Origin of the sequence: Actinopolymorpha cephalotaxi, from assembly GCF_013408535.1 — a bacterium.
Lineage (GTDB): Bacteria > Actinomycetota > Actinomycetes > Propionibacteriales > Actinopolymorphaceae > Actinopolymorpha > Actinopolymorpha cephalotaxi.
In genome coordinates, this window is the sequence record NZ_JACBZA010000001.1 from 6,334,627 (window position 1) to 6,361,586 (window position 26,960).

Genomic DNA, 26,960 nt, shown 5'->3' on the forward strand with positions numbered 1-26,960 from the left:
ATGAGGCGGATCGACCTCCGTGCACCGTGGCGCTGGTACGGCGCCGGACCCCTGCACCTGCTGGTGTTGGTGGCCTCCTTCGCGCTCGCCGGCTATGCCGCGATCCGGTTCGTGCCCGCCAACCCGGTCGGTGTGGCGGCGTGGTTCGTGGGCGCCGTGGTCTGCCACGACCTCGTACTGCTACCCCTCTACAGCCTGCTCGACCTCGGCGCGGCCGCGGTGCTCCGACGTCGGCCCGCGGCGTTGCCGTCCCGCTCGTCGGTCAACTACCTGCGGGTGCCGGCCGTCCTGTCCGGGTTGTTGTTTCTCGTGTTCGCTCCGCTGATCCTGCGGTTGCCACCGGGGTTCGAGTACATCACCGGCCGGCCGGTCACGCCGTACCTCTCGCACTGGCTGCTGGTCACCGCGGCGCTGTTCGCCGGCTCGGCGGTGCTGCTGGCCTGGCGGGCACGGCCTCGGTCACGAAGAGACCGCGGACTCACCAACTCGTCAGCACCAGATGCTGAACCGCCAGCGCCGTAAGCGCCTGCAGGGCGAGCCAGGCGCGGTGCGTACGCACCGGAAGCAGGGCACACGCGGCCACCAGCCACAGCGCGAACGGCAACCAGATCCGCTCCACCTCCGCCTTGCTGAGCCCGGACAGGGTGCTCGCCAGCACTGCGACCATTACTGCGAGCACCACCGCGCAGGTCCCTGTCTTGGCGCGCGGGAGGCTTCGCGTACGAACGGAATGTCCGGCCACCGCCAGCACCCGCCGCAGACCGGCCGGCACCGCCAGGCCCACGCACAGCAGCAGCGCCGCAAGGTCGGCCCACACCCAGTAGGAGTACGGACGCTCGCCACCCCAGCCCTGGTAGTAGCGCACGACCAGCCGGTCGTACCCCTCCCACCAGAAGAAGCCGGAGGCCGTGAACGCGACGACGACCGCCAGCACGCCCACGCCGGCGACCAGCAGCGGGCGCCAGCGCCGGCCAACGGCGAGCACCGCCAGCGCCACCAGGCCGAACACCGCCAGGCCGTACGAGAGGTACAGGGACAGCCCGAGCACCAGGCCGCCGCCGACGGCCGCGAGCACTCCGGGCACACCGCGAAGCCTGATCGCCGCGGCCAGCAGGGCGATGCCCCAGGCGGACACGGCCAGGAACATCGCATCAGCCGAGACGCCGATCCACAATGCCGTTGGTCCGAGGACCAGGAAGGGCAGGGCACGCCGGGCCAGGTCCTCGCCGTCCAGGAAGCGCAGGGTGACCGCGACCGCCACCGGCGCGGTGGAGCCGAGCACCATCACGGTGATCGCGGCCCAGGAGCCACCGGACAGGCCGATCCGGTCCAGCAGCACGAAGAAGCCCAGCGTGGCCGGCGGATGACCGGCCACGTGGGTGGTCCAGGAGTTGGGCTGCCCGCCGACGATCCGATCGGCGTACGTCCGCAACAGCTCCGGCCACGGCGGCGCGGCCGGGATCTCGCCGAGGTAGTCCTTCGGGAGCCGTTCGGCCAGCCTCGCCCAGCCGTCCACCAGAGCCAGGCTGAGGATCCACGCCAGCGACGTGGCCCAGGCCGCGGTCAGCGTCCAGCGCCAGCGCAGGCGGCCGGCAAGTGTGGGGCCGTAGCCGATCACGAGGGCGGCGACGGCACAGGTCAGCGGAGTCGTGGCCGCCACGCGTGGCTGCCAGAAACCGAGCAACGGTGCGGCCGGTGCGTGCAGGGGTACGCCGTGGGCGAGGAGCACCCGTCCCACCACGATGGCGGCCGCGAGCAGAACGACGCCGGCAGTCACGGCGAGCAGGTCCGCGCCGGTCCCGTCGCGCAGCCGCGAATCATCCACGGGGCAAGGCTACGCGGCCTTCTGGTGGTGTCCGGGCGCGAGTGTCCAGCCGAGGTTGACACGACGCCGGACGACGTGTGCACGTTAGTGTTCGAGGCTCGACAGACTGGGTGCGACAGGCCGGGCTCGACAGGCAGGGAAGGCCGGAAGGCGGAGGTGGTGGCGTGAGCGCCGAACCCGTGGGTGTCATCGGAGGGTCCGGGAACGACGAGCTCCCGGAGCTGCGGGACGCGAAGAAGCGGCAGATCGCCACCGTGCACGGGACCGTGGAGGTGACGACCGGGACGGTACGCGGGCGTGCGGTGGTGCACGTGTCCCGGCACGGGCATCGCCACGAGCGGCTGTCCAACCACGTCCAGCACCGGGCGAACATCGCCGCCCTGGTGGAGTGTGGTGCGACGGCAGTGATCGGGCTCACCGTCTGCGGAGCCGTCGACCCCGACCTGCGGCCCGGATCACTGGTGGTCTTCGACGACCTGCACTTCCCGTCCAACCGGCTGCCCGACGGCACACTGTGCACGTGGTACGAATCGGCGGGACATCCGCGGCGCAGCCACTGGGTGTTCGACCGGCCGTTCAGCGAGGACCTCCGGGCGACGTTGCTGGCGGCGGCGCCCGAGGCAGGTGTTCCGTTCGCGGGCAGTGGCACGTACGGCCACGTCGACGGGCCGAGGTTCAACACCCGCAGCGAGATCGCGCAGCTACGGACGGCGGGCGTGGCTGCGGTAAGCCAGACCGGCGGGCCGGAGACGGTGCTGTCGGGTGAGGTCAGGTTGCCGTACGCCCTGCTCGGCTACGTGACGGACTTCGCCAACGGGGTCGTCGAGGAGCCCGAGCCGGTGGCGGCGCTGCTCGGGCGGATGGCGCACAGCAAGCAGGTGTTCTCCGCCGTCCTCGCGTCGGCGCTGCCGAACGTGCACCGTCCGGAGCCCTCGGGTGTGATCGTGGAGATGTCCTGACGGCCCTACCCGGTGGTCATGACGTACTCGTCGCCGAGCTCGCCGTTGCGCCGGAAGCCCAGCCGGGTGTAGAGGCGCTCGGCGTTCCCGTTGGTCCTGTGTACCCGCAGCTCGACGGGTATCTCCCTGCCGCTGGCCTCCTCCAGCAGCGTGGTGATGATCGCGGTACCGATTCCCCTGCCCTGAAAGGCGGGATGGATCTGGATCCCGCCGATGAAGATCTTCTCGGGCGTACGCACGACGCGCAGCCGGCCGACGCCCTCGTCGCCGAGGCGGATCACGTTCGTCGTGCTGTTCTCCACCCGCCCGAGCACCTCGTCCCGGGTGTTGACCCGGTAGTCGTCGAGCCAGCTCTGTTTCTCTGCGGGCGTCATGTCCGGGTCGTCCGCGACGTACGTGGCGTAGACGATCTGACTGAGGAGTTCCACGTCGTCGAGTGTCGCGGGCCGCAGTGTCGGCCGCGATGTCTTGGTCGATTCGGTCGTCATGCCTCAACTTCGACCCGGCCCGCCATCCGGTCAACCGATTAACGGTTCGGCTCAGAACGGTGGCAGGTCGTCGTCAGCTGACCGTGTGCCTGCGGTGGCGGGTGCTGGTTCGTCAACCGGGTCGGTGAGGGCCGGCGCTGTGCCTTTGTACTGGCGGCCGAAGGGGTCGGTGAGGGTGTGTTCGCCGGGCCCGGTCTGCTTCAGTTTCCAGTCCCTCTCGGTTTTCGCCTTGTGGTGGCGTGGGCACAGTGGGGCGATGTTGTCGACGGAGGTTTCTCCGCCGTCGGCGTACTCGGTGTTGTGGTCCAGGTGACAGGTCGCGGCGGGTCTTCGGCAGGTGATCCATACGCAGCGCTGGTCGCGGGCATGGACGAGCTCTGCCTGCAGTCCGCGCAGGAACCTCGCCGGGATCGGATGCAGGTGCAGTAACCGTCCGGTGACCGGGTGGGTGACCCCGACGCTGAAGCGGGCTTCGGGGTTGTCGAGGTGGTTCGCCACGATCCGGCGAGCCACCTCGTTGATGATGGGCCCGACTCCGCCGAGTTCCCCGGGCTGGGTGGACAGGCCCATCAGGGTGGTCAGCGGCATGTTGAGTTGCACCTTGGCGCGCGTCTTGATCGGACCCCAGCTCGGCTGCGAAGAGGTCCACGGCGGTGGTGGTGGCGGTGTGGAGTTGTCTGTCGGCGGATCAGGCCGACCCCGCGGATCAGGCGGTTCAGGTGGATCAGGTGGATCGGGCTGTCCCGGCGGCTCGGCGTTGCGGGCTGCGGCCTGGTGGGCGGCGGCGTGGTGGGCGGCGGTGTCGTGGACCCGGACACCGTTCATCGCGGCCGCACCGCACACACTGCAGCTGCCGACTAGGGCGTGTCCTGCGGATCTTCATCGCAGGAGCAGGATGAGGCAGGCGATGAGGACTTCGGAGCGGTAGTAGGCGGCTCTTTTGGCGTAGCGGGTGGCCAGGCCGCGGAACTGCTTGAGGCGGTTGAAGCAGCGTTCGACCACGTTGCGGTCCCGGTAGATCTCGGCGTCGAACGCTGGTGGGCGCCCGCCGGCTTGGCCGCGTTGTTTGCGGCGTTGGATCTGGTCGGCCCGCTCGGGGATGGTGACCTTGATTCGCCTGCGCCGTAAGGCTTTGCGGGTAGAGGGATGGGAGTAGGCCTTGTCGGCCAGCACTCGCCCGACCTGCACCCGCACCCCGTCAATCCGCAGGTCGGAGATCTCATCCAGCAGCGGCAGCAGTTGAGGGTTGTCACCCGCCGGACCCGGGGTGAGGATCACGCTGACCGGCAGCCCGGCGCCGTCGACGGCCAGGTGCAGTTTGCTGGTCAGCCCGCCCCGGGACCTGCCCAGGGCTTCTCCGGGTATGGCGAGGTCTTCGATCCAGTTCGCGCAGCCCCCTTTTTCCGGGCCCCAGCAGCATGCTGGTGTGCCCGGATGTAGGTGGAGTCCACGCTGATCACCCACTCGACCTCACCGATCGAGTCGTCCTTGGTGACGACCTCGCTCATCAGCGTGTCCCAGGTGCCGTCCGCGGTCCATTTCCTTAACCGCTCATGGGCTGTCTTCCATGGCCCGTAGCGTTCTGGCAGGTCACGCCACGGCGCCCCGGTACGCAACTTCCACAAGATGGCGTTGACCACCTGCCGATGGTCACGCCACCTGCCACCAGGCGTTCCAGCGTCCGGCAACAACGGCTCAATCCGCGCCCACGCCCGGTCAGTAACCTCACCCCGTCCAACCACCCACACATCGTGACCGAACGATCACCGAAGATCCGCAGGACACGCCCTAGCGCCAGAGAACAGTTCCCACATTCACACCAGCTGTCGTGCAGGTCGTGGTCGGGGAACCGGTGAACGCCACAGTGTCCCTCCCCACCCTGCTCGGTCTCGGCCTCGTTCTCGCTGTGCGCCTGCGCGTTCTCGCTCTCCGGCTGCGTGTCGTCATGGGCTCGCGGCTCGTCTTGGACCTGCTCGGCGTCGGCCTGCTCCTGGGGAGTCTCGTCTTCTGCGGGCCGCCGCCCGGAGTCGTCCTGCCCAGAGTCGTCCTGCACCTCGTCTTGCGCGGCCTGGTCTTGCGCGGCTTGGCCCTGGGCGCCTTCGTCCCGCTCGGCCTGGTCGTGTGGCTCGTCGGCGTGCGTGGGGGCGGAACAATCGATGAGGTCGGCGGCGCCGCTGAGCAGGGAGAAGGCGACGTCCGCACGTAGCTGGCTCAGCTTGCGCGGGTCGCCGGCGGACTTCACGGCACGTGCGATCGCGTCGATGTACCCGTACGCCTCCGCGGCCTGGTCAGCGGACAGGCCTCGGATCGCGAGGTCGGCGACCCCGTCCACGGCGGGCCAGATCGCGACGTTCCGCCCTGTCCGCGCGGCGCGGTGGCGTTTGCCGGCAGCCTCGGGATCGGCCTTCACGACCTCCGCCTCCACCTTCGCCCGCAACAACCCGCCCCGAAGTTCCAGCACCTTCGGGAAGATCGCGTCCTCGATCGCATCCCACAGGTCGGGTTTCGCGTCGGTGATCCGGTCCACGATCGCCCGCACGTCGGGCAGCTCCAGCCCACCGGACGCCAGCGCCGCACGCACACGGGGCAGGCGGGGCAGGGTGAGGGCCAGCGCGAGGTACCAGCTGGTGTGGTAGCCCGACCATCGCAGCAGCGGTTCGAGGACGGCCTGGGTCATCGGGTCCATCTCGGGACTGCGCTGCGCCGGCTCGTCGGGCATACCGGGTTCGGCGTAGGCGAGTTCGTTCACCTCCGACAGGCACTCGGCCTCCGCCCAGCCGATCAACCGCCGCCACGCCCTGGCCCGCTCCTCCACCTCGAACCCGTTACACACCCCGCGATCCACCGAAGCGAGCAACACCGCAAGCCGCGGCCCACCCGGCACATCAGCGAACCCATCCGGCAGCACCCGGCGACGACCCGGGCCCTCGCCCAGGTCGTCGCCGAAGTATCCACCGCCGTCGCTCACGCGTTCGAGTCTACCGCACAAGATCGACTCATGTGCACAGGAAACCCTTTACCCACAAGCGGAATCGAAGAAAATACACTTCGGGTGTGAAGATCGGACTGGTGATTGCCTCTGCGTGGATCGCAAGGTTCCCGCCCCGCCATCGCGCTACCGGGGAGAGGTCGGAGCCCGGCGCCTTGAGGCATGTGCCACGCCAAGTTGACCATCGGCGGAGGAGAGAAACAAGACTTGTTCTTCGAGCTCGACCCTGCGCAGACTCGATGCCCGACGATCCTGGGAGAAGCAGTGGACGAGCATCCGTTGGAGTTCACCCTGTCCGAGAATCCCTGGGCTCCGACGAAGGTCGTCGCCGAGATCAACCAGAGGACGGGTGACAAGCTGGAGTTGACGGGGCTGTCGGACCAGGTCGGCGGCGTGAGCAGCGCGGCCTACGTACGGTGGCCGGACGGGCGAGCAGGTGTCGTCACCCGCCCGACCATCCCGCTCGCGTACATGCACCTCACTGCCGAGATCCTTCGGATGGTCCGCGCTCATGGCCTGCCCGTTCCACGGTATGACGTGATCCTGCAGTTGGCCGACGGCATGGTGACGGTCGTGCAGGAACGCCTTCCCGGCAAGCACGTGACGCGATTCAGTGCAGGCCTGATCGAGGAGATGGTGGCCACGAACGAGAGGTTCGCCGGGCTGCTGGCCGATCGGCCCGACGTCCCTCCGCCGCCACAGTTCCCCCGGCTCGTCGCGGGCGAGCATCCGTGGGAGGAAACGCTGGGCCGCTACGACGAACGAAGCCGGCGGATCCTCGAGCGGTTCCTGGAGATCGACGACGGCGAGCCGTTCGAGATGACCGGCGACGACGTCGTACACACCGACTTCTCGTTCGGCAACGTTCTCTTCGACGACCACGGCACGGTGTCCGCCGTCGTGGACTGGAACTTCGGCATCGCCCGCGGTGACCGGCGCTTCGCACTTCTCGACATGCGTGACAACCTCGTCATCGAACGGCGTTCCAGCGAAGGCTTTCAGGAGGCCGTCGACCGGCTCGACGAGATCCTCGCCGCGACGCTGGGTGAAGACCTCCTGCGCATCTACCGGATCCACCGCAGTGTCCACAGCGTTCACCGTTCGATCAGCAACGGGTTCCGGCCGGAGAAGATCGAGTACGACCTGGAAGCCGCGCAATGTCGCCTGGACGGAACGACACCGCCACCACACGTCTGGTAGGGCACAAGAAGCCGAGGTCCAAGCAGGCCGGCGCGTCGCCGCGGCCCGGCGCACAACTACGTCGACTCGCGGACGACCAGGTGGGGCTGGACGACGACCTGCCGCCGGCGCTCGCCGCTGGAAAGTGTGAAGCCCGCAGGTGGTCCTGGCCACCGCGGGCTTTCACACTGCGGCCGACCGGACCGGCCGGCCGCGGTAGTGCGAAGCTTCCGGGTGGTCCTGGCCACCCGCACTTTTCACACTTCGGTTGCCCGCGGCCCCTGGGTGTGGTCGAGCCGGCTCGTGCCGGCAGTCCCCTCGGGTCGCGTGATTCTTCCGCGGAAGAATCACGGGGAACCAGCTTGGCCCGGACCTCAGCGCGCAGCGGACACGGCTGCCGCGTCGATCTCGGCCAGCAGCTCCGCTCTGCGCTGCTCGGTGGTGAAGGCGGCCTCGATCGCGTTACGGGTCAGCCCAAGGAGCTGGTTGTGGGTGAGGCCGAGCGACGCGGCGGCGGCGTACTCCGCGCCGATCGTCGTACCCACCTGCACCGGATCGTCGGTGGCCAGCGTCACCTTCACTCCGGCGTCGATGAACCGGACCAGCGGATGTTCCGCCAGCGACTGGACCACACCGAACAGCACGTTGCAGGACAGCGCGCACTCAAGCGTGATGTCCTGGTCGATCAGGAGGTCGACGAGTGCGGGGTCCTTGATGGCGTGGATGCCGTGCCCGATCCGGGTCAGCCCGGGAGTGGCGGCAGCGGCAGCGATGTTGGCGGTGGAGAGCTCGCCGGCGTGCGCGGTGATGCCGAGGCCGGCGTCGGCGAAGCGCCCTGCCAGCCGATGTGCGACCGTCCAGTCCGCCTCCGAGTGGTACGGAAAACACATCAGGTCCACGCCGGCAAGGCCCTCACCCGCCAGGCGTACGCACCCGTCGACCTTGGCGGCCAGCTCGGAAGGCGGCTCCGCACCGGGCATCACGATCGCCAGTGGCTCGGCTCGCAGGGCCGGAAAGTCGACCTGCACCTGACGTTCGGCCCGGCGGAAGAGTTCCATGAACCCGTTCCGGAGTACGACGTCCCCACCGCAGCGCACCTCGATGTAGCTTCCGCCGGAACGTGCGTGCTCGGACAGCACGTCGGCGACGCGCGCGACGAACAGTTCGTCGTCGGCGTCGACCTCCAGCGGGACCGGGCGCATGGTGCCGACCTGGGCGAGCCGCTCCGGGCCGGGCGGGAACTCCGCCACCAGCCGCCGTCGCCACGCGGCCCAGTCGTACGGTGGCCTGCCCTCGCGTTGCGCGAGAACCCGGTCGAGGTGCGGCGTGGGTTCCTGGTGCACATGCAGGTCGGCCATCGGGAGGGCAGCTGTGGAGTGCTCAGGGGAAAGCGCCATGCCCGAACGCTAGGAGCGATCAGGTGCGTGTTCCACCTGTAGAACAAGCGTGTCCGCGCCCTGCAGGGCAGGCCTCTCGACCCAGCAGGGATGGCCGTGACACCACCTACCCGGTTCACCCATCGCTCGCGGCAGATCGCCTTCCGTCGTACCAGGAGTGGGCGGTACGCCTCGATAAGTCCTTGCCGTACGCCGGACCGGCTGTCAGGGTGGCCGGTGTCTCTCCCCCCGGATGCAGCGAAGGCCACGACCGCAGCGACCGCATCGACCACAACGGCCGCGACCGCCCAGCGCCCGCTCGTACGCGCGACCGGGCTGGTCAAGGAGTTCCGCCGGGCGAAGCGCGGTGCGGGCCGACTCGGCGCACTCCGGGCGTACGTCCGCGGCGACCACGAGGTGATCCGGGCCGTCGACGACGTGTCGTTCGACATCCACAGTGGTGAGCTGGTCGGCTACCTCGGGCCGAACGGCGCTGGTAAGTCGACCACGATCAAGATGCTCACCGGCATCCTCACCCCGACCTCCGGCACCGTGTCCGTCGCGGGCCGTGACCCGTCCCGTGAGCGGAGGGCGAACGCGCTCAACATCGGCGTGGTGTTCGGCCAGCGCAGCCAGCTGTGGTGGGACCTGCCGCTGCGGGAGTCGTTCCGCGCGATCCGCGACCTCTACGGCGTACCAACCCGGGAGGGCGACCGCAGACAGCACGAACTCGTCGAACTGCTCGACATGGACGAGTTCCTCGACGCGCCGGTTCGCCAACTGTCGTTGGGACAACGCATGCGCGGCGACCTCGCGGCGGCGATGCTCTACCAGCCGCGGCTGCTCTTCCTCGACGAGCCGACCGTCGGGCTGGACGTGGTGGCCAAGGAACGCATCCGGGAGTTCGTCGCGCAGGTGAACGCCGAACACGGCACGACCGTCGTCCTCACCACCCACGACCTGGAGGACGTGGAACGGCTGTGCCGGCGGATCGTCCTCATCGACCACGGAAGGGTGCTGTACGACGGCGCGCTCACCGAGCTGATGGCGCGCTACGGCCCCTACCGCGAGCTGGTCGTCACCCTGGCCGAGTCCGCGGACATCACGGTCGACGGCGCCGAACAGGTCTCCCGGGAAGGACCGATGGTGACCCTGCGGTTCCGTTCGGACCAGGTGAAGGCGCCGGAGATCATCGCGGCGGTCACGGCGGCGCACGCGGTCGTCGACCTGTCCGTCGTCGAACCCCGGCTGGAGGCGGTCATCAGCCGGATCTACACACAGCGCGCCCTGCCGCGGAGCGTCGCATGAGCAGCCTGCGACTCGACCCACGTCCTGCCCCACGGCACGGAACGCACTCCCGGCTTCGCGCCGTCTCGAGCCAGGTGCGGATCGGCATGCTCACACCGTGGGCCTACCGTACGTCGGTCCTGCTCGGCTACCCGGCCATCGCCGTCCAGATCGCGCTCTACAGCGTGGTGTGGCGGGCGATCTACGCCGGTCACGACGGCACGGTCGCCGGATCGGACGTGCGAACCGCGGTGGGGTACGCCGTCCTGGGCCTCACCGTCTCCGGAGTCCTGAACACCTCGCCGTACCAGTCGATCGCGTCCCGGGTGCGCGAAGGTCTGATCGGGGTGGACCTGACCCGGCCGATCGGCCTGCTGACCCAGAACCTCGCCTTCCAGACCGGCGCGGTCGTCGCCTCGTTGCCGACGGTCCTGGTCGGCCTCGGCACCGGCCTGGTCGTGGGCGGGCTCGCGCCGCCGACGAGCGCGGCGGCGGCCGGGTGGTTCGCGGTGAGCCTGCTGTTCGCGTTCGCCGTCTCGCAGCTGACCACGATGCTGATGGCGCTGACGTCGTTCTGGACGTTGGAGGTGGGCGGCATCAACATGACCTTCTTCGTGGTGCGGACGTTCATGTCGGGTGCGATCCTGCCGCTGTGGTTCATGCCGGGCTGGCTGCAGGCGGTCGCCGTGGCACTGCCGTTCCAGGCCTCGACGTACACCCCGCTGGCGATCTACTTCGGCCGTCCACCCGGCGGGGTGCCGATGGCGCTCGGCGTGCAGGCACTGTGGATCGTCGTGCTCGGCGGGCTCTGCTCGTGGGTGTGGTCACGGGCGCGGCACCGGGTGGTGGTGCAGGGTGGCTGACCTCACCAGGTCCCCGGCCCGCGCCGCCGAAGCCGGCGAAGCGATCCGGCCGCCTTCGACGCTGCGGCAGTTCGCCGTCCTGGTCCGGATCGGGCTGAAGGCGGCGACGCAGTACCGCGCGAACTTCGTGCTCACCTCCGTCGGGGCGATCTGCTACGAGGCGGTGTCGCTGGCGTTCGTCGGGGTGATCGTGCACGCGTTCGGCAGCATCGGCGGGTGGGGCTTCGTCGAGGTCGCCTTCGTGTACGGCATCCGCTCCACCGGGCACGCCCTGCACGGCCTGTTGTCCGGGCAGCTGTGGTCGACCGAGAGCGTGGTGCGGCGGGGCGAGTTCGACCGGTACCTGTTGCGGCCGGTCGACCCGCTGGTCCAGTTGCTGACCCGGCAGTTCCAGGTCACCGCCGTTGGCGACGTGGTGTTCGGGGTCGTCGTGTTGTCGGTGACGGCGGTGGCCGCGCCGGTGGACTGGACGGCCGGCCGGGTCGCGTTCCTGGTGGCGGCCGTGGTCGGCAGCGCGTTCGTGGAGTCGGCGGTGATGCTGGCGCTGGCCTCGGCGACGTTCCGGCTGCTGGACGCCTCCCCGCTGCTGAGCGTGGCCGACCGGGTGTTCGTGACGTTCGGGCCGTATCCGCTGAGTGTGCTGCCGCGGGCGGTCGGCTACCTGCTGACGTTCGTGCTGCCGTTGGCGTACGCGGCATTCTTCCCGGCCGCGATCCTGCTGGGACGGACCGATGAGCTGTTCGTCCCGACCTGGCTGGCGCTCGCGTCGCCGGCGGTGGGACTGCTGCTGTACGCCGGTGCGGTCCGGCTCTTCCACCGGCAGATCAGGCACTACTCCAGCCCCGGTCACTGAGGCGGGCCTTGGCCGGACACCGAAAAGTCTTGCGCCACGGGGGAGAAGGGGATCTACGATCGGGCAATGCCCGGCTACGAACCACTCTCGCTCGAGTCCGTGTGCAACGCAGGCGTCGACATCCTCGGCGCTCCGGAGCAGGAACCCCCGCTCGGCAAGGTGACCTTGCGCGGCCTGCCGTTCCTCGTAGGTTCCGAAACCCCCGCGAAGGACCGCTGCTTCGTGGCGCCCTCGCAGCCGGTGTCGGTCGACATCGGGCGCACGGCCCGGCACGTCATCGTCGCGCACCGGCTGCTGGAGCCCGGTGGTCCGGCCGGGCACGGCGTCGGCGGACACGTCGCCGACTACGTCTTCCACCTGGCCGGCGGGCGGACCGTCGAGGTGCCGATCCGGGAACGCTTCGAGATCCAGATCATCGGCCACGCCTGGGGACGCGACCCGTTCCTGGCGGTCAGCGACACCCACGACGCCAACTCGCCCCGGTTCGAGGGCCGCTGGGGGATGGCCGGCTTCCGGATGACCGAGCACAGCAAGGGCTGGGCGCAGACGTTCTACCTGTGGCAGTGGGAGAACCCCGAGCCGGACACCGTGATCGAACGCCTGGAGATCGTCCCGCGCGGCCTGCCGTTCCTCGTCGGCGGCGTCACCCTCGGCCACCTCGACGAGCATCCGTTCGTCCGTACGCCGGGACGGCCGGTCCGGCTGGTGGTCAAGGACTCCGACGTCGCGAAGCGGGACGGCGTACTCGACCTCGACGTCGACCGCGGCGTGGCCACCTACCCGCAGCCGATCCCGACCGGCAACGACCGTGCGGGTTTCGGCGCCGGTGACTGGCCGCCGGCCACCAGTCCCGCGCACGCCTCCGTCACCGCCCTCCCGTCGGCCACCCTCACCGTCGGCAGCAAGGGCGAGGAGCTCGGCCGGGTGCGGTGGGGTGACGTCGAACGCGACGGCCACGCCGAAGCCGACCGGGTGCGGGTCGAGCTCGTCGACCCGGGCCGCAACTGGGTGCACGTGAAGGTGCTCGACGACGCGACCGGACGCCCGGTGCCGTGCCGGGTGCACTTCCGTTCCCCGGAAGGGGTTCCGTACCAGCCGCACGGTCACCACAACCACGTCAACCAGAACATCGGCAGCTGGCACCTCGACGTGGGTGGCGACGTCATCCTCGGCCAGCGCACCTACGCCTACGTCGACGGCACCTGCCAGGGCTGGCTTCCGCGCGGTGAGGTGGTCGTCGACGTGGCCCGCGGGTTCGAGTACGAACCGTTGCGGGAGACCGTGCGCATCGAGAAGGGCCAGCGGGAGCTGACGCTGCGGATCCGGCGTACGTCCGACCTGGCGGCGCAGGGCTGGTGGTCCGGCGACTCCCACGTGCACTTCCTGTCCACCGCCGGCGCCCAGCTCGAACAGCAGGGCGAGGACCTGCGCGTGGTCAATCTCCTGCAGGCCCAGTGGGGCGCGCTGTTCACCAACACCGAGGACTTCACCGGCCGGGTGATCGGCGCCAACGGTGCGGACGGCAGGGGCGGCGGCGACTATCTCACGTACGTCGGCCAGGAGAACCGCCAGCACGTCCTCGGCCACATGCTGCTGTGGGGGTTGAAGGAACCCGTCATGCCGTGGTCCAGCGACGGCCCGGACGAGGCGGAGCTGGGCGGCGCCCTGGACGTGACGTTGAGCGACTGGGCCGACCGTACCCACGCGCAGGGCGGCACCGTCGTCGCCGCGCACTTCCCCAACCCCAACGGCGAGCCGGCCGTGCTGGTCACCACCGGGCGGGCGGACGCGGTGGAGATGCTCGCCCACGGCGACGACGCGCTGCTGGAGTACTACCGCTACCTCAACTCCGGTTACCGGATCCCGCTCGTCGGCGGTACGGACAAGATGTCGAGTTCGGTGCCGGTGGGGCTCTACCGCACCTACGCCCGGCTCGACCCGGACGAGGAGTTCACCTACGAGGGCTGGTGCCGCGCGGTGCGGCAGGGACGGACGTTCCTGTCCGGCGGCCCGCTGCTCACCTTCTCCGTGGACGGGCGGCAGGCCGGCGACACGGTCGAGCTGTCCGGGCCGGGCACGGTGACCGTCGAGGCCGCGGTGACCAGCATCTTCCCGCTGCACGGCCTGGAACTCGTCTGCAACGGCGAGGTGGTCGCCTCCGTCGCCGGGCGGGGCGAGCGCGCGCTGAACCTCACCGAGGAGGTCCGCGTCGACGGCCATTCCTGGCTCGCGCTGCGGGCACTCGGCAGCGACAACCACCTGGACGAGTGGGGCCGCCGGGTGTTCGCGCACACCTCGCCGGTGTTCGTCGCCTGTGGCGGGCCGTGGGGGATGGCCGACCCGGACGGACTGCACTACATCCGTACGGTCGTGGAGGGCGCCCGCGACTACGTACGCCACACCGCGATCCGCCGCCCGGACGACCTCACCACCCACCACCACGGCGAGGCGAACCACCTCGCCTGGCTCGAACGCCCCTTCGCCGAGGCACTGGAGGCGCTGGACCGCCGCGACCGCGAACGCCACCGGTGACAGACGTTCGGCCCGGTCGTCCCCCGTGGCCGACCGGGCCGGACGTCGCACACCTCTAGGGCGTGTCCTAGGCCACCGGGCGGGCCCGGTTGAGGGGTGCGGGGGTGATCGTGCGGTGCGCCCGCAGGTAGGCGACGAAACCCTCGTGGTCGCGGTCGTTGCGTACCGGGTCGGTGAAGCCCTCGAAGACCTTGTACCCGTCGCCGCCGATGAGGGTGTAGGCGAGGGCCGCGACCCGGTAGTCGCGTTTCAGGTCCAGCGGCTCGCCGCTGATGTGCACACCGGCCGGGTCGACGCGTTTCCCGACCGGCCTGGAGGTGTCGAAGGAGTAGAACACGTTGCGGGACACCGCGAACGGCGCGAACTTCACCGAGCCGTCGGCCTGCTCGACCCACTGGGCCTCCAGCGCCGCGTGCACCATGGTCCCCGGCATGGTCACTGTCAACACCGGGTTGCCGTAGCCGAACGCGCCCCAGGCCTCGCCGAAGAGGATGGTGCCGTCCGCGTCGGCGGCGTTGGAACCCTTTGCGTACAACAGGTCTCCGGTCAGCGCGACTGAACCCGAGACCGGCTTGGTGGCGACCAGGGCGAGGTCGGCCCGACCGGACCGGCTCTGCTGCGCGTCCCACAACGCGAAGTCCGCGGCCAGGTTGCCCATCGTGGACTCACCGGAGGCGTTCGGAACGCGGGTGAAGTCGCCGGTGGTTCTTGCCAGCGGCGTGGCCCAGCGCTTCGCGCCCTGCGCCGTCCAGTAGTCGGCGATGTCCTGCAGTTCCTCGTCCAGCGGCACGTCGCGGGTGTTGGCGTGGTTGGTCGAGGTGGTGAGCTCGCGGATCACCGCGCCGGTGTCCGGGTCCAGCTTGAGGTTGATCTCGTTGATCAGCGAGCCGTGGTTGCCGGCCTCCACCACCGGGCGCGGAACGCCGTTCGGGTCCGGCACCATCATGTTGAACCGGCAGTGCCAGTGGCCGGTGACGATGGCGGCGATGTCGGGAGAGGCCTTGGCCGCGAGCTGGAACACCGGGCCGGACGGGTTGCTGCCGGCGTTGTAGTCGTTGCCGGCGACGCCGCCGTCGTGGATGTTGATGACGATCGCGTTGACGCCGCGGGCCTTGAGCTCGGCAGCGAGCTTGTTCGCCTGGTCGAGGTCGGACAGCGACCGAAGACCTGGCTGGTACGACGTCGAACCGACCTCGGTGCCCACAACGGTGAGGTGGATGAACGCGATCGGCAGCTTGCGGCCGTTCCCGGCGTCGACCCACTCGATGTTGTACGGCGGGAGGATCGTCTTCCCGGAGTCCGCCCACACCATGTTCGCGGTGTAGAAGTCGAAGTTCGCGCCCCGGAACCGTTGCCCGGTGGAGTCGAGGAAGTCGTCGTCCCGGCCGGACACGGGGTAGGGCTCGCCGTTCATCATGTGGTCGACCAGGAAGCCGACGCTCTGGTCGAGTTCGTGGTTGCCGACGGTGCTGAAGTCCAGGCCCATCGCGTTGAGCGCCTCGATGGTGGGCTCGTTGGCGTGTGCGTCGACCTCGAACGGCCAGCCGGAGAAGTTGTCCCCGGAGGAGAAGAAGAGGGAGTTCCGCTTTCCCTCCCGCAGCCGCTTCAGGTGCGTGGCCATGTAGCCCACGCCGCCGACCGTCACCTTCACGCCACCGGCGCCGGTGATGACGCTGCCCTGACCGGGTGTCGTGGGCTGCAGGTAGCCGTGCAGGTCGGTGATGTTCAGCAGTTGGACGTCGACGTACTCGGGTGCGTCCTGCGCCGCGGCCGGTGTGGCATAGGCGATGTCGCCGACGGCGGTGGCGGTGGCGATCGCACCGGCGGCGGTGAGAAAGGTGCGACGTGGAATCCGTCTGTCCACTGGGAGCCTTCTTCCTGAAGCCGCACCGGACTTCCGGGCAGCACCGGAGATCATTTTTGCCTGGCTCCGACATTATTCGCACCGGGTGAACGCCGGTCAACGCATCGGTGACGGGTAAGGCGAACGGTCAGACGCTGCGAGCGGCCAGAACCGGAAGCGCGCCGCGGCCGGCGCCCACCAGGCGTTCGTCCAGCGCGTCCAGGGCGAGGCAGACGCTTCCCAGCGCCACGCAGTCCGCGCCCAGCGTGGACGCGCGTACCTCCGGGCCCTGCGGGAACAACCGGGTCAGCTCCTCGGTGAGCGGCTCCAGCAGCACGTCGGCCGCCTGGGAGAACGCGCCGCCCAGCACCACCACCTGCGGGTCCACGACGCCGACCGCGGTGGCGGCCGCGAGCGCCATCTCCCGCGCATACCGGCGAACGGCGGTCACCGCTGCCCGGCGGCCCTCCCGGGCAGCCGCGAACGCGTGCTCCGCACGGTCGGCGAGCGGCACGTCCGGCGGCACCGCGCGGCAGTGGTGGAGGTAGTCGATCGCCGGCTCCCAGCGCAGCATCGGCAGCGTCGACAGATCCGCGGCCGCTCCGTGGAAGCCGCGCCGCAGCGTCCCGTCGACGACCAGGGCCAGGCCGGTACGCCGGCCGGCGTGCAGCAGCACCAGATCGGCCACGTCGGTCGCCACGCCCAGGCGGTGCTCGGCCAGCGCGGCCAACTGGCTGTCGTTGTCCACCACGACCAGCCGCGCCGACCGGCGGAAGTGTGCGGCCAGGTCGGCCCCCGCCCAGTCCGGGATGGCGTTGACCCGGACGACCCTGCCCTCCCGGTCGACCAGTCCGGTGGTGCCCACGCCCACCGACCAGATCCGGGAGGTCGCGACACCGGCGCCGCGGGCGCAGTCGGCGATCGCGCGATCGGCGGCTGCCAGCCGGTCCGCCCTGCGGGTGTCCGGGCTCACCCGGCGGTGCGACGTCGCCAGGACCCGGCCGCCGAGGTCGGCGAGCACCGAACGGATCGAGTACGCACCGATGTCCAGCCCCACGACGTACCCCGCCTCGGCGCGGAAACGGTAGCTGCGCGCCGGCCGACCACGCCCGCGTACTTCCGCTCGCCCCTCGACCAGCCACCGCCGGTCCACCAGGCCGGCGAGCACGTCCTCCACCGCGGTCCGGCCGAGGCCGCTGCGTTCGACGATCTGCGCCGCCCGCAGCTCACCCGCGGCGCGGACGGCGGCCAGCACCGCGCGCTCGTTGAGCTGGCGGAGCCGGGACAGGTCACCCCCGTCGGCGGACTGCCCTCGCGCTGTTGCCATGGTCCGCGCAGCCTAACGCTCGTCCGCCCGTTGATCGGCCCGTGTTCATCGATGATCACCCCGGTTGCCACCGGAGGTTCACGTACTCGGTGCACAGTGGCCCCGCGACCGGCGACGGCAGGGAGACAGGTATGCGGAAGTGGCAGAACGTGGCGCTGGGAATGATGGCGGCGAGCGCGCTGGCGGTGGGCGTCTCACCCGGGACAGCATCGGCGGAAAACCCCCAGGACTCCCACGAGCGTGACTTCAGCTTCGCGGTGATCGGCGACATCCCGTACGGCGCGGCTCAGATCGCGGACTTCCCGAATGTCATCGACCAGATCAACGCCGACCGCGACGTTCGTATGGTCGACCATCTGGGCGACATCAAGGACGGCTCGTCGCTGTGCACCGACGACTACTTCGCGCTGATCAGGTCCGACTTCGACAGGTTCGCCGACCCGCTGGTCTACACCCCGGGCGACAACGAGTGGACCGACTGCCACCGGCCCAGCAACGGTTCGTACAACCCACTGGAACGTCTCACCGCCGTCCGCGGCACCTTCTTCTCACAGCCGGGTAGGACACTCGGCCGGCACCCCGTCGCGGTGAGGTCCCAGGCCGCGCAGGGGTATCCCGAGAACGTCCGCTACACCCGGGCCGGGGTCACCTTCGCCGCCGTTCACATCGTGGGCAGCGACAACAGCCTCGCGCCGTGGACGGGCAACACCGCGCCGACCGTGGAGCAACGCGCGGAGGTGCAGGGCCGCACCGCGGCCGACGTGCGGCTGATCCGGGACACCTTCGCGCAGGCGCACACGGAGAAGGCCAAGGCGGTGGTTCTGCTCACCCAGGCCGACATGTTCGACCCGGGTGCCACAGAGCCGGACCCCGCCGGATTCGGGGCCTTCACCCCGATCGTCGACGTGATCGCGGAGCAGGCGGCGGCCTTCCACGGGCCGGTCTACCTGTTCAACGGGGACAGCCACGTCTACAACTCCGACCAGCCCCTCGCGGCGGGGTCGCGCTGGCTTTCCTTCTACGGCGTCTCCGCTCCGGTCCCGAACCTCCGCCGCATCACCGTCGACGGCTCCACCGGAGTGAACGACTGGCTCAAGGTCACGGTCGACCACCACGACCCCCAGGTGCTGCGCTGGACCCGGGTACCGTTCGCGACCTGACCGCCGCGAACCTCCCACGTCCCGCCGCCGGCGGCGTCGGGCATGATCCTCGGGGGCCGTCCTCCTCGGGGCGGCCGGACGGAGCGAGGAGGACACCATGTGGGCAAGGTCTCTGGGAGAGGACGGCGCCGAGCTGCGTCCGCTCGAACCCTGGCGGGCGGAGGAGTTCCTGGCCCACATGGACCGGGGACGTGAGCTCGTCGGTGAGTACATCGGGCTGGCCGACGCCGTCGCCGACCTCGACTCCAGCCGCGCCTTCCTCCGGTCGTACGCCGACAAGGCCGCCACCGACACCGGCCGGATCTACGGCATCTGGCTCGACGGCAAACTGGTCGGCGGCGTGCTGTTCCGGACGATGGACGTCGCCCGCGGCAACGCCGAGGCGGGCTGCTGGCTGGAGCCGTCGGCGGTGGGCCGTGGGCTGGTGACCCGGGCAGCCCGGGTGATCATCGACTGGGCGGTGGAGGAGCGGGGCATCCACCGGGTGGAGTGGCGGGCGGCGACGGGAAACACCGCCAGCATCGCGGTCGCGCGCCGGCTCGGGATGACCAGGGAGGGTGTGCTCCGGGAGAGCTCCCCGCACCGAGGCACGCGGCACGACGTGGAGATCTGGTCCGTGCTCGCCCCGGAGTGGCGCGCGGCCGGGCAGGCCACCTAGACCCCGAGCGCCCCTGTGAGTCCACGCGCCCCGGCGTGAAGGCGGGCCGGCGCGGGGAAGCTCGCGGTATGTCGAGAGTCCGGTGGCCGTCCCTCACGACGGCACTGGCGGGTGGTGGACTGGCGGCGGTGGTCGCCGGAGGGCTGGTGCTGTCCGCGTGCGCCCCGGCGCCGACGGGTCCGCAGCCGACCGCGCCGGTGACCGGGAACGCCGCGCCGGGCGGGACCTCCGGCCCGAGCGGCACCGTGCCGGCCGACCGTACGTCAGCGTCGCCCACCCCCGCTCCCACCTGCCCGCCGCCCGAGCAGAAGGTGGTCCGCTCGGCGCCGGGCAAGGGCAAAACGGTCGCCCTCACCTTCGACGACGGGCCCGGCCCGGCGATGCTCGCCATCGCGAACGTCCTGCATGACAAGGGCGTCACCGCGACGTTCTTCGACACCGGTGCCCACGACGCGGCCGATCCGGCCACTGTCACGAAGGTGGCCTCGATGGGGTTCCTCCTCGGCAACCACACCTGGGACCACGAGTACCCGGCCGGGACCCCCTCGGGGTGGACCGTCGCCTATCTGCGCGACCAGTTGAGCCGTACGTCCGCGCAGCAGCGCCGGCTCACCGGCCGGCCGACCTGTTTCTTCCGCCCGCCGGGCGGCTACCTGACCAACGTCCTGAGGACCGCGGCCCGGGAGGGCATGTCGACCGTTCGGTGGTCGGTGGACGCACGGGACTGGTCCCAGCCGGGGTACGCCGATCCGGACGCGGTGACGCGGATCGTCGACCGGGCGACCTCGCCGGACCCCGACCACCGCCGGCACCCGATCGTGTTGATGCATGCCGCCAAGGCGTCCCACGAGGACGAGGCGAAGGTCTCCTCCTACCGCGGCAACACCGTCGCGGCCCTGCCCCGGATCGTCGACTGGTACACCGCACGTGGGTACCGGTTCGTCGACCTGCTCGGCCGGACGGCGAGCCAGGTCGGCGCGGGACAGGCCGGCACCCGGCCGTGAAGGTCCGGGCCAGACTGTCCGGCCGTCAGTCCGGGGTGAGCCGCGGCCACTCCAGCGTGGGTCCCCGCCCGGCCGCCGCCCGCTGCCGTCGCCGCCCACGGGGGGTCTGCAGGTGGCCGTTGTACCGCCGCCCCTGCACGACGTCCAGCGGAACGCGGACGAAGTCGGTGGGTTCGTCGTACGCCCACTGGCGGGGCAGCGCCTCGGCGACGAGCCCGATCTCGTAGGGCTGGGTCACGAGTTCGGCCGGTCCGCGGACGAGGACGCTCCACCCCACCCCGGTGTCGGCGTTGATGTCGTCGACCTCGAACACGACGACGGTGCGCTGTGAGGCGGCCCGGAACTTCGCGCCGTGCTCAGTGCGGAACACCACGCTCGCCCCGTCGAGGACGTAGTGCACCGGGTGGGCGTTCAGCAGCATCCGGTCCTGGAACACGAACCTCCCGATCTGCGTGCTGCCGAGGAGGTGCAGGCATTCGGCGAGTTCCAGAGGCGTCAGCTTCACCGCGTCGAACATCGTCGCCTTCGGTCGGTGTCAGTTCAAGTCAGTGCACGTCAATACGGGCCATACAGCCTTTACGTACCGGATCGACTGTCAAGCCGAACTTGTCATCTATGCGAAGGCAGGGGATCCCACCTGCCCCGACCGGGTGTTCGCCCCTGCACAGTTCTACGCTTCCGTCGCGGGAAAGACGAGTCCTGGCAGGGGTTCGGGTCAGATCACGCGGACCTCGACGGCAGCTTTGTGCCGGTTGGAGAGGTTCGGGCTTCCTGCTGCCTTCACTGCCTTCAGACGAGTTGCTCCTTGCCGTCCACGGCATCGATCCCGCCAGTGGTGAACGGCGCCGGGGCCAGTGCGGCGTAGGTCGCGCCCGTGCTCGTGGTGGCGGACTCCACCAGGCGGAAGCCGGTGGCGGGAGCCTGCGCGGTGAACAGGCGCTTGCCGGTCCCGACGGCGACCGGGAACGTCAGCAGGCGGTACTCGTCGACCAGGCCGGCCTCGTGCAGCGTACGGGCGAGTGCACAGCTGCCGTGGACCTGGAGCTCCCCGCCCGGACGTTCCTTCAGCCGGGCGATCCGCGCCACGGCGTCGCCGCCGGGGAGCACGGTGGTGTCGTTCCAGTCCGGTTGGGTGACGGTGCTCGAGACGAGGTACTTGGGCAGTCCGTTGAGCGCGGTGGCGGCGGGGTTGTCCGGGTCGGTGATCTGCTTCCAGAAGTCGCGCATCATCACGAACGTCGTCCGGCCCAGCAGGATCGCCTCGGCGCGGGCGAACCATCCGTCGACGATCCTGCCCATGTCCTGGTCGGCGTGGGGCACCAGCCAGCCGCCGCGGGTGAAGCCGCCGCTGGGGTCCTCCTCGACGCCTCCGGGGCCCTGCATGACGCCGTCGACGGTGAGGAACGTGTGCACTGTGAGCTTCATGGCGATCTCCTTCTTCGATGGAGGGGCCGGTCCCCTCAGCGACCCTTCGATCCGGGTCGCCCGGATTCGACATCCGTCCGGAGAAGCCTCGGGAAAAGTTCGATGCCGTTGTCGGCACCGACCTCTAGGGTGTGGCGCCATGACGCTCTCCACCGACGCCTGCCTGACTGCCATCGCCGAGCACTCCACCGGCTTCGCCGCCGCCGTACGCGACAACCTGGATGCCCGGGTCGAGCACTGTCCCGACTGGGACGTCGCCGATCTCGTGGAGCACCTGACCGAGGTGCACTGGTTCTGGCGGACCATCGCAGCCGAGCGGCTGGACGCGCCGCCGGAGGGGACCCGGCGACCGGCCCGCGCCGACCGGCCCGAGCTGGTCGCGACGTTCGAGCGGGGTGCCGCCGAGCTGGTCGACGTGCTCGGCAGGGCCGATCAGGACGCACCGGTGTGGACCTGGTTCCCCGGCCGCCGGGACATCGGCTTCATCACCCGCCACCAGGTGCAGGAGGCGGCGGTGCACCACTGGGACGCGGCGAACGCGGCCGGCGCCGCCTGGGCGGTGCGCCCGGAGGTGGCGGCGGACGCGATCGAGGAGTTCCTCACCTGCTCGCTGGCAGACGCCGACGACATCGCGCGGTTGGGGCGCACGCTGGCCGGGCCGCTCGTGCTCACCGCCACCGACCTCGACCGGTCGTGGACGGTGTCCCAGGCCGATCCCACCGCGGCGCTGACGTGGACTCCGGGCGCGGACGGCCCGGCCGCCGTCTCCGGCACGGTCGCCGACCTGATGCTGTGGATCTACGGCCGGGTGGCGCTCCCCACCGACCAGCCCGAGCGGGTCGCCGCGTTCCGCTCGCTGGCCTCCACCGACTGACGTACGACTCGTCGCGGGGACGCCCGGAACACGGCCAGTGGTCAGTACGGGCACATCGAGTAGTTCACCAGTGAGATCGGTGCGATGAATCTGTTGTCGCACCGCTCTCGTCGTGCGCTAAGACCGAGATATGGCTAACCTGTTCCGATCCGGAAAAGCGGACCTTTGGCCGAGCCCTTCCAGGGCAAAGGAGCAGGACCGATGAGTGACACGCCGACGTATGACAAATTGGTGGACGAACGCCTTGGGCGGGCACCGCACGAGTTCGACGGATACGACAGCTGGGACCAGTCCGAAGAAGCCCGTGCGGCATTTGATCGAGGCGCTGCCGAAGCGTTGCTCATCGAGCACGAAGCGTCCCCTCCCGAACGGGTTTTCGCCCGCCACGCAAGGGATGTCAGCGCTGTCCGGTCCGTCGTGGACAGGTGATGTCTCACTGTTCGATCCGGCCGCCGGTCACCTCGGAAGGTGCCCGGTCTCAATTCCCCGAAATATGCTGCAGGAAAGCGAGACGTAATGAGTCAAACACTGGTCGTACTTCTTTTTGCCGGCTTGTTCGCCGCCGCTCTGGCCCATTTCCTGCGTCGCGGAGCCAGCCGCATTGCACGAATTGCGGCGGCGGTTCTCTTCGGGCTCGGACTCCTGCTGGCGCTGATCCCGTCGCTGAGTCTCGGATAGGTATTCGAAGGTCCTTAGGTCTCAGTTCTCCCGACCCGGCGTGTTCGCCACACCGTCAGCCGCCGAGGCGACCACGCCGGTCGGGGGAGTCCCAGGGCGCAGGTTCTCCACGAGTGTCTCGACCAGGCCCGGCCGCTCGAGGTCGGGGACGACGCGATGCAACGTCGACAGCACCAGTGCCAGCGCGAGGCAGGTCGCCCCGGCGACACCGCTCACCCCACCGACGTACGCGCCGGCGAGTTGGCCCGGGTGGAGGTCGACCGGCGGGGTCAACCCGCCTCGGTCGGCGAGCCCGATGGCAAGCACGGCGACCACCAGGAACGCGCCGCCCACCAGGGCGAGGCCGGCCACGGTGCGGTGGTGAGGGTTGGAAGGCTCGCGAACGGGTTCGTGCCGTTGCCCGAGGATGAGCAGGTATCCCGCCGCGGCGGCCCAGATCCCGACGATGAGGAGCGCGGCCAGGGCGTCGCTCGGCCGGTGCCACCCCGCGGACAACGTCGCGATCCCGGTGAGCGAGACGTAGACCGCGCCGAGGATCGCGGCCAGGCCACGTAGCCGCGGCGGAAGGACCAGTACGGCGGCGACGGCGATGGACGCGGCCACCGTCACGTGCCCGCTCGGCATGCTGTTGGGGGCGCCGATGTTGGTGCCGGGAATCCCGAGGTCGGGCCGGTCGATCAGGTAGTCCTTGAGAACCTGACAGGTGAGGTTCGCGCCCGCGACCAGCACGGTGGCGACCAGCGCCAGCCGGATCCGGCGGCGGACGACGGCGATGAACGCGACGACGGCCGTCGCCACCACGAGGGACGCCAGCGAGACAGCGTCGAGTACGACGGTGACGAGTCCGTCGACCCGGTCCCGGCCCATGTCGCTCGCTCGGAGAACGCTCGCGTCCAGGACCTGACCGTGTGGTGTGCGGATGAAGATCCACCACACGAGTACGAGTACGGCCGCCTGTGCCAGCACGAGCACCAGCAGCCATCCGGCGACCAGACCCTTGACGAGGCGCTGCATCTGGTCAGCCTTCCGTTCGTTGTCGTGGAGGTGCCGAGCCCGCGGGCGCCCGGCGGTACGGGGGAACCGACAGGCCCACCACGGGCCCGGCACTTCTGCAGTAACGACGAACCCGGGCCCGGGTCACGCGTGTGGCCTGACCGCTATCGGCCATCTGGCGGCGGGAGCGTCGGCCGGGCGGGCCGGTTGCGGTCGCGCCGGCCCCTCGGCTGCCGGCTGGTTGGCAGGCTGGCGTACGCATGAATCGTCGACGTACGGCACGCCGGGCCCGCCCGAGGTCCGGCGGTGAGGGGGCGCGATGAACGACCGGCCGGTGTACTCCGCCGCGGTGATCGGATGCGGTGCCGGTGGGATGCTCAGCGTCCGCGCGCTCGCCGCCTCGGACCGGTTCCGGCTGGTGGGCGCGTGCGACCTGCGGCCCGACGTCCGGGACACGCTCGCAGCGGAACACCCCGGGATCCGCACTTACGCCGACTATCGCGAGCTGCTCGCCGACGCGGCCGCGGCCGCCGGGACCGGCGACGCGATCGACGTCGTGTGCGTGTCGACCTACGCCCCCACCCACGAGGAGATCGCGCTGGCTGCGCTGGCGACGCGTCCACGCGGCCTGCTGGTGGAGAAGCCGCTCGGCGACACGGCCGCGGCGGGCCGGCGGATCGTCGACGCGGTGCGCCGGAGCGGGACGCCGCTCGCCGTCCCACACGGGCTGGTCGCCCGGCCGACCTCGCTGGAGATCCTGCGCCGGGTGCGGGCCGGGGACATCGGCGAGGTCCGGCTGGTGGAGATCGAGTGCGCCGGCTGGGACATCATCAACGCCGGCATCCACTGGTTCCAGTACGCCGTCAACCTGCTCGGCGCCGACCCGTTCGCCGGCGTGCTCGCGACCTGCGACACCTCCAGCCGGACGTTCCGCGACGGTATGCGGGTGGAGACCGAGGCGGTGACGTACGCGTGGACGCGCGGCGGTGCCCGGGTCGTCCTGCACAGCGGCGACTATGTCGCGCAGAGCCGTCCCGGCAAGGACACGTTGTTCCGCGTTGTCGGCACCGACGGGCTGGTGGAGTTCTGGGGCTGGGAGAACGGCTACCGGATCGTCGCCGGCGCGGGACCCGCCGACGTCGGCCCGATCCCCGAGGCGGACCGCTCGCCGCACCAGGTGCACCTGGAGGAACTGGCCCGCCAGATCGACGAGGCAGAGCAGGATTACACGGTCGCGGACACCTCGCTGCGGGCGCTGGAGCTGTGCGAGGCGGCGTACCTCTCGCACCGGCACCGGTGTGTGGTGACGTTCCCGCTGTCGGAGTTCGTGCCGCCGGAGTTCGCACCGCCGCAGGTGCCGGACTGGGACCCGGGTACGCCGTATCCCGGCGAGGGCGGCGGTCGCGACGGCCGCCGGCTGGAGGCACGATGACCACCATGACTCCCACGAACACCACGAGAACCACCTTCGGCGTGGTCGGCAGCGGCTGGCGGACGGAGTTCTACCTCCGGATCGCCGCCGCGCTGCCGGACCATTTCGGCGTCGCGGGCGTCGTCGCCCGCCGAGCCGAACGCGCGAAGGAGCTCCGGGAACGCTTCGGCGTACCGACGTTCGACTCGGTGGACGCGTTGCTGGACGACGGAAGGCCGGACTTCGTGGTCACGTCGGTGTCGTGGGCGGCCAACCCCGGCCTCGTGGTGGAACTGAGCGAACGCGGCGTTCCGGTGCTGAGCGAGACGCCGCCGGCGCCCGACCTGGACGGGATGCGGGCGCTGTGGGACGCGGTCGGGGACACCGCGATCGTGGAGGTCGCCGAGCAGTATCCGTTCCTTCCGGAGTACGCCGCGCGGGTGGCCGTGTGCCGTTCGGGCCTGCTCGGCACGGTGACCTCGGCGCACCTGTCGGCCACCCAGACCTACCACGCGATCGCGGTGCTGCGTACGTTGCTGGACGTCGGTTTCGCCGACGCGGAGGTGGCCGGAACCGCCTTCACCAACCGGCTCCAGCGCGGTCCCGACCGCGACGGCTGGCCCGTGCGGGACGAGCTCGCGGACGCCGGCCAGGTGATCGCGACGCTGGACTTCGGGGGCCGGCTCGGCGTCTACGACTTCACCGACGGGCAGTGGTTCCACCCGATTCTCGGCAACCGGATCGTCGTCCGCGGTGAACGCGGCGAGGTGATCGACGACCGGCTGACCTACCTGCCGCAGGCCGACCCGGACGCGCCGGTGCAGACGTCGTTCACGCGTCAGCAGACCGGACTCGGCGGCGACCTGGAGGGATTCCACCTGCGGGCGCTGTATGCCGGGGACCGTCGGGTGTACGCCAACCCGTACGCGCCGGCGCGGCTGCCCGACGAGGAGATCGCGATCGCCACCTGCCTGACCCGGATGGCCGCACGGATCGGTGCCGGAGGGCAGCCGGCTGGTGGTTACTCACTCGCGGACGCGTGCCAGGACCACTATCTCGGCCTGGTCGTCGCGGAGGCCGTGGCGTCGGGGACGCGGATCCGCACCACCCGCCAGCCCTGGGCGCACGACTGACCGGCGTACGCCCGGCAGCCTCCGCCGGCCGGGATTCTTCCGCGGAAGAATCCCGGCGCCCTGTGATGTGGCCGGTCGTTCGGCGGAGGGTGAAAGCAGCGGG

Annotated in this window: 23 protein-coding genes and 1 pseudogene; 14 read left to right on the top strand and 10 right to left on the bottom strand. The window is 70.4% G+C overall.

What is annotated here, in order from left to right; genetic code table 11:
* Entirely contained in the window at nucleotides 1-522 is a 522-nt protein-coding gene (locus FHR37_RS28215; RefSeq protein ID WP_092890645.1) for a hypothetical protein, read from the top strand.
* Here FHR37_RS28215 and FHR37_RS28220 read toward each other — a convergent pair.
* Nucleotides 479-1,825, bottom strand: a complete 1,347-nt coding sequence (locus FHR37_RS28220) for a hypothetical protein (RefSeq protein ID WP_092890648.1) — start codon at nucleotides 1,823-1,825, stop codon at nucleotides 479-481. The two genes, FHR37_RS28215 and FHR37_RS28220, sit on opposite strands and share 44 nt — an antisense overlap.
* Nucleotides 1,826-1,989: 164 nt before the next feature.
* Here FHR37_RS28220 and FHR37_RS28225 point away from each other — a divergent pair, with 164 nt between their 5' ends.
* The gene (locus FHR37_RS28225) at nucleotides 1,990-2,784 is read left to right on the top strand and encodes an MTAP family purine nucleoside phosphorylase (protein ID WP_202818426.1); all 795 of its coding nucleotides are present in this window, start codon (nucleotides 1,990-1,992) and stop codon (nucleotides 2,782-2,784) included.
* A gap of 5 nt (nucleotides 2,785-2,789) precedes the next feature.
* Here FHR37_RS28225 and FHR37_RS28230 read toward each other — a convergent pair whose 3' ends face one another.
* From FHR37_RS28230 to FHR37_RS28240, 3 genes and pseudogenes are all read right to left on the bottom strand, one after another.
* A complete protein-coding gene (locus FHR37_RS28230) occupies nucleotides 2,790-3,272 on the bottom strand; it encodes a GNAT family N-acetyltransferase (RefSeq protein ID WP_092890651.1) in 483 nt (160 codons plus the stop codon).
* A 51-nt stretch (nucleotides 3,273-3,323) separates the two neighbouring features.
* Nucleotides 3,324-3,860, bottom strand: a complete 537-nt coding sequence (locus tag FHR37_RS28235; RefSeq protein ID WP_238344821.1) for an HNH endonuclease signature motif containing protein — start codon at nucleotides 3,858-3,860, stop codon at nucleotides 3,324-3,326.
* 291 nt (nucleotides 3,861-4,151) lie between these two features.
* A pseudogene (locus FHR37_RS28240) lies at nucleotides 4,152-5,014 on the bottom strand (IS5 family transposase).
* Between the two features lie 1,511 nt (nucleotides 5,015-6,525).
* On the opposite strand from FHR37_RS28240, the gene FHR37_RS28245 reads away from it, so the two are divergent.
* A complete protein-coding gene (locus FHR37_RS28245) occupies nucleotides 6,526-7,461 on the top strand; it encodes a phosphotransferase (RefSeq protein ID WP_175542707.1) in 936 nt (311 codons plus the stop codon).
* A gap of 353 nt (nucleotides 7,462-7,814) precedes the next feature.
* Here FHR37_RS28245 and FHR37_RS28250 read toward each other — a convergent pair whose 3' ends face one another.
* Entirely contained in the window at nucleotides 7,815-8,837 is a 1,023-nt protein-coding gene (locus tag FHR37_RS28250) for an amidohydrolase family protein (RefSeq protein ID WP_092886646.1), read from the bottom strand.
* A gap of 216 nt (nucleotides 8,838-9,053) precedes the next feature.
* Between FHR37_RS28250 and FHR37_RS28255 the strand changes: the two genes are divergently transcribed.
* The 4 genes from FHR37_RS28255 to FHR37_RS28270 all read left to right on the top strand — a co-directional run bounded on the left by FHR37_RS28255 (nucleotide 9,054) and on the right by FHR37_RS28270 (nucleotide 14,351).
* Nucleotides 9,054-10,124, top strand: a complete 1,071-nt coding sequence (locus FHR37_RS28255; protein ID WP_202818286.1) for an ABC transporter ATP-binding protein — start codon at nucleotides 9,054-9,056, stop codon at nucleotides 10,122-10,124.
* On the top strand, nucleotides 10,121-10,966 hold the full coding sequence (locus FHR37_RS28260; protein ID WP_092886644.1) for an ABC transporter permease: 846 nt from the start codon (nucleotides 10,121-10,123) through the stop codon (nucleotides 10,964-10,966). Before FHR37_RS28255 ends, FHR37_RS28260 begins: the two co-directional genes overlap by 4 nt.
* Nucleotides 10,959-11,819: an ABC transporter permease gene (locus FHR37_RS28265; RefSeq protein ID WP_092886642.1), complete on the top strand. Its 861-nt coding sequence runs from the start codon at nucleotides 10,959-10,961 to the stop codon at nucleotides 11,817-11,819. The genes FHR37_RS28260 and FHR37_RS28265 overlap by 8 nt, the downstream gene beginning before the upstream one ends.
* 66 nt (nucleotides 11,820-11,885) lie before the next feature.
* Entirely contained in the window at nucleotides 11,886-14,351 is a 2,466-nt protein-coding gene (locus tag FHR37_RS28270; protein ID WP_092886640.1) for a CehA/McbA family metallohydrolase, read from the top strand.
* 67 nt (nucleotides 14,352-14,418) lie between these two features.
* Here the strand turns inward: FHR37_RS28270 and FHR37_RS28275 are convergent, their stop codons facing one another.
* Nucleotides 14,419-16,215 carry a bifunctional metallophosphatase/5'-nucleotidase gene (locus FHR37_RS28275; protein ID WP_237768995.1) on the bottom strand — a complete coding sequence of 599 codons (1,797 nt, stop codon included), beginning with the start codon at nucleotides 16,213-16,215 and terminating at the stop codon, nucleotides 14,419-14,421.
* A gap of 127 nt (nucleotides 16,216-16,342) precedes the next feature.
* Nucleotides 16,343-17,521: an ROK family protein gene (locus tag FHR37_RS28280; protein WP_092886636.1), complete on the bottom strand. Its 1,179-nt coding sequence runs from the start codon at nucleotides 17,519-17,521 to the stop codon at nucleotides 16,343-16,345.
* Nucleotides 17,522-17,652: 131 nt separating this feature from the next.
* Here FHR37_RS28280 and FHR37_RS28285 point away from each other — a divergent pair, with 131 nt between their 5' ends.
* The 3 genes from FHR37_RS28285 (at nucleotide 17,653) to FHR37_RS28295 (ending at nucleotide 20,343) form a co-directional block, all read left to right on the top strand.
* On the top strand, nucleotides 17,653-18,681 hold the full coding sequence (locus tag FHR37_RS28285) for a metallophosphoesterase (protein ID WP_139239112.1): 1,029 nt from the start codon (nucleotides 17,653-17,655) through the stop codon (nucleotides 18,679-18,681).
* A gap of 97 nt (nucleotides 18,682-18,778) precedes the next feature.
* Nucleotides 18,779-19,339, top strand: coding sequence for a GNAT family N-acetyltransferase (locus tag FHR37_RS28290; protein ID WP_092886634.1), 561 nt, complete (start codon nucleotides 18,779-18,781; stop codon nucleotides 19,337-19,339).
* 68 nt (nucleotides 19,340-19,407) lie between these two features.
* Complete coding sequence (locus FHR37_RS28295) at nucleotides 19,408-20,343, top strand: polysaccharide deacetylase family protein (protein ID WP_092886632.1); 936 nt, start codon at nucleotides 19,408-19,410, stop codon at nucleotides 20,341-20,343.
* Nucleotides 20,344-20,368: 25 nt separating this feature from the next.
* Here the strand turns inward: FHR37_RS28295 and FHR37_RS28300 are convergent, their stop codons facing one another.
* Both FHR37_RS28300 and FHR37_RS28305 read right to left on the bottom strand, forming a co-directional pair.
* Nucleotides 20,369-20,848 (bottom strand): pyridoxamine 5'-phosphate oxidase family protein, encoded by a 480-nt coding sequence (locus FHR37_RS28300; RefSeq protein ID WP_175542706.1) that lies wholly within the window; start codon nucleotides 20,846-20,848, stop codon nucleotides 20,369-20,371.
* Between the two features lie 284 nt (nucleotides 20,849-21,132).
* Entirely contained in the window at nucleotides 21,133-21,768 is a 636-nt protein-coding gene (locus FHR37_RS28305; RefSeq protein ID WP_092886629.1) for a dihydrofolate reductase family protein, read from the bottom strand.
* Nucleotides 21,769-21,907: 139 nt separating this feature from the next.
* On the opposite strand from FHR37_RS28305, the gene FHR37_RS28310 reads away from it, so the two are divergent.
* Both FHR37_RS28310 and FHR37_RS28315 read left to right on the top strand, forming a co-directional pair.
* On the top strand, nucleotides 21,908-22,642 hold the full coding sequence (locus FHR37_RS28310) for a maleylpyruvate isomerase family mycothiol-dependent enzyme (RefSeq protein ID WP_175542705.1): 735 nt from the start codon (nucleotides 21,908-21,910) through the stop codon (nucleotides 22,640-22,642).
* A 201-nt stretch (nucleotides 22,643-22,843) separates the two neighbouring features.
* The gene (locus FHR37_RS28315; RefSeq protein WP_139239111.1) at nucleotides 22,844-23,071 is read left to right on the top strand and encodes a hypothetical protein; all 228 of its coding nucleotides are present in this window, start codon (nucleotides 22,844-22,846) and stop codon (nucleotides 23,069-23,071) included.
* 270 nt (nucleotides 23,072-23,341) lie between these two features.
* Here FHR37_RS28315 and FHR37_RS28325 read toward each other — a convergent pair whose 3' ends face one another.
* Nucleotides 23,342-24,334, bottom strand: a complete 993-nt coding sequence (locus FHR37_RS28325; RefSeq protein ID WP_092886627.1) for a phosphatase PAP2 family protein — start codon at nucleotides 24,332-24,334, stop codon at nucleotides 23,342-23,344.
* Between the two features lie 298 nt (nucleotides 24,335-24,632).
* On the opposite strand from FHR37_RS28325, the gene FHR37_RS28330 reads away from it, so the two are divergent.
* Together FHR37_RS28330 and FHR37_RS28335 are read left to right on the top strand one after the other, a co-directional pair.
* On the top strand, nucleotides 24,633-25,745 hold the full coding sequence (locus tag FHR37_RS28330; protein ID WP_092886625.1) for a Gfo/Idh/MocA family protein: 1,113 nt from the start codon (nucleotides 24,633-24,635) through the stop codon (nucleotides 25,743-25,745).
* Between the two features lie 5 nt (nucleotides 25,746-25,750).
* Nucleotides 25,751-26,857 carry a Gfo/Idh/MocA family protein gene (locus FHR37_RS28335; RefSeq protein ID WP_175542704.1) on the top strand — a complete coding sequence of 369 codons (1,107 nt, stop codon included), beginning with the start codon at nucleotides 25,751-25,753 and terminating at the stop codon, nucleotides 26,855-26,857.
* Nucleotides 26,858-26,960: the final 103 nt, after the last annotated feature.

Bases quoted from the DNA above. Each gene is read 5' to 3' on its own strand.
- FHR37_RS28215 (WP_092890645.1), top strand. From the start codon at position 1: ATGAGGCGGATCGACCTCCGTGCACCGTGGCGCTGGTACGGCGCCGGA.
- FHR37_RS28230 (WP_092890651.1), bottom strand. From the start codon at position 3,272: ATGACGACCGAATCGACCAAGACATCGCGGCCGACACTGCGGCCCGCG.
- FHR37_RS28235 (WP_238344821.1), bottom strand. From the start codon at position 3,860: ATGCCGCTGACCACCCTGATGGGCCTGTCCACCCAGCCCGGGGAACTC.
- FHR37_RS28250 (WP_092886646.1), bottom strand. From the start codon at position 8,837: ATGGCGCTTTCCCCTGAGCACTCCACAGCTGCCCTCCCGATGGCCGAC.
- FHR37_RS28260 (WP_092886644.1), top strand. From the start codon at position 10,121: ATGAGCAGCCTGCGACTCGACCCACGTCCTGCCCCACGGCACGGAACG.
- FHR37_RS28270 (WP_092886640.1), top strand. From the start codon at position 11,886: ATGCCCGGCTACGAACCACTCTCGCTCGAGTCCGTGTGCAACGCAGGC.
- FHR37_RS28280 (WP_092886636.1), bottom strand. From the start codon at position 17,521: ATGGCAACAGCGCGAGGGCAGTCCGCCGACGGGGGTGACCTGTCCCGG.
- FHR37_RS28285 (WP_139239112.1), top strand. From the start codon at position 17,653: ATGCGGAAGTGGCAGAACGTGGCGCTGGGAATGATGGCGGCGAGCGCG.
- FHR37_RS28290 (WP_092886634.1), top strand. From the start codon at position 18,779: ATGTGGGCAAGGTCTCTGGGAGAGGACGGCGCCGAGCTGCGTCCGCTC.
- FHR37_RS28295 (WP_092886632.1), top strand. From the start codon at position 19,408: ATGTCGAGAGTCCGGTGGCCGTCCCTCACGACGGCACTGGCGGGTGGT.
- FHR37_RS28305 (WP_092886629.1), bottom strand. From the start codon at position 21,768: ATGAAGCTCACAGTGCACACGTTCCTCACCGTCGACGGCGTCATGCAG.
- FHR37_RS28310 (WP_175542705.1), top strand. From the start codon at position 21,908: ATGACGCTCTCCACCGACGCCTGCCTGACTGCCATCGCCGAGCACTCC.
- FHR37_RS28315 (WP_139239111.1), top strand. From the start codon at position 22,844: ATGAGTGACACGCCGACGTATGACAAATTGGTGGACGAACGCCTTGGG.
- FHR37_RS28325 (WP_092886627.1), bottom strand. From the start codon at position 24,334: ATGCAGCGCCTCGTCAAGGGTCTGGTCGCCGGATGGCTGCTGGTGCTC.
- FHR37_RS28330 (WP_092886625.1), top strand. From the start codon at position 24,633: ATGAACGACCGGCCGGTGTACTCCGCCGCGGTGATCGGATGCGGTGCC.
- FHR37_RS28335 (WP_175542704.1), top strand. From the start codon at position 25,751: ATGACTCCCACGAACACCACGAGAACCACCTTCGGCGTGGTCGGCAGC.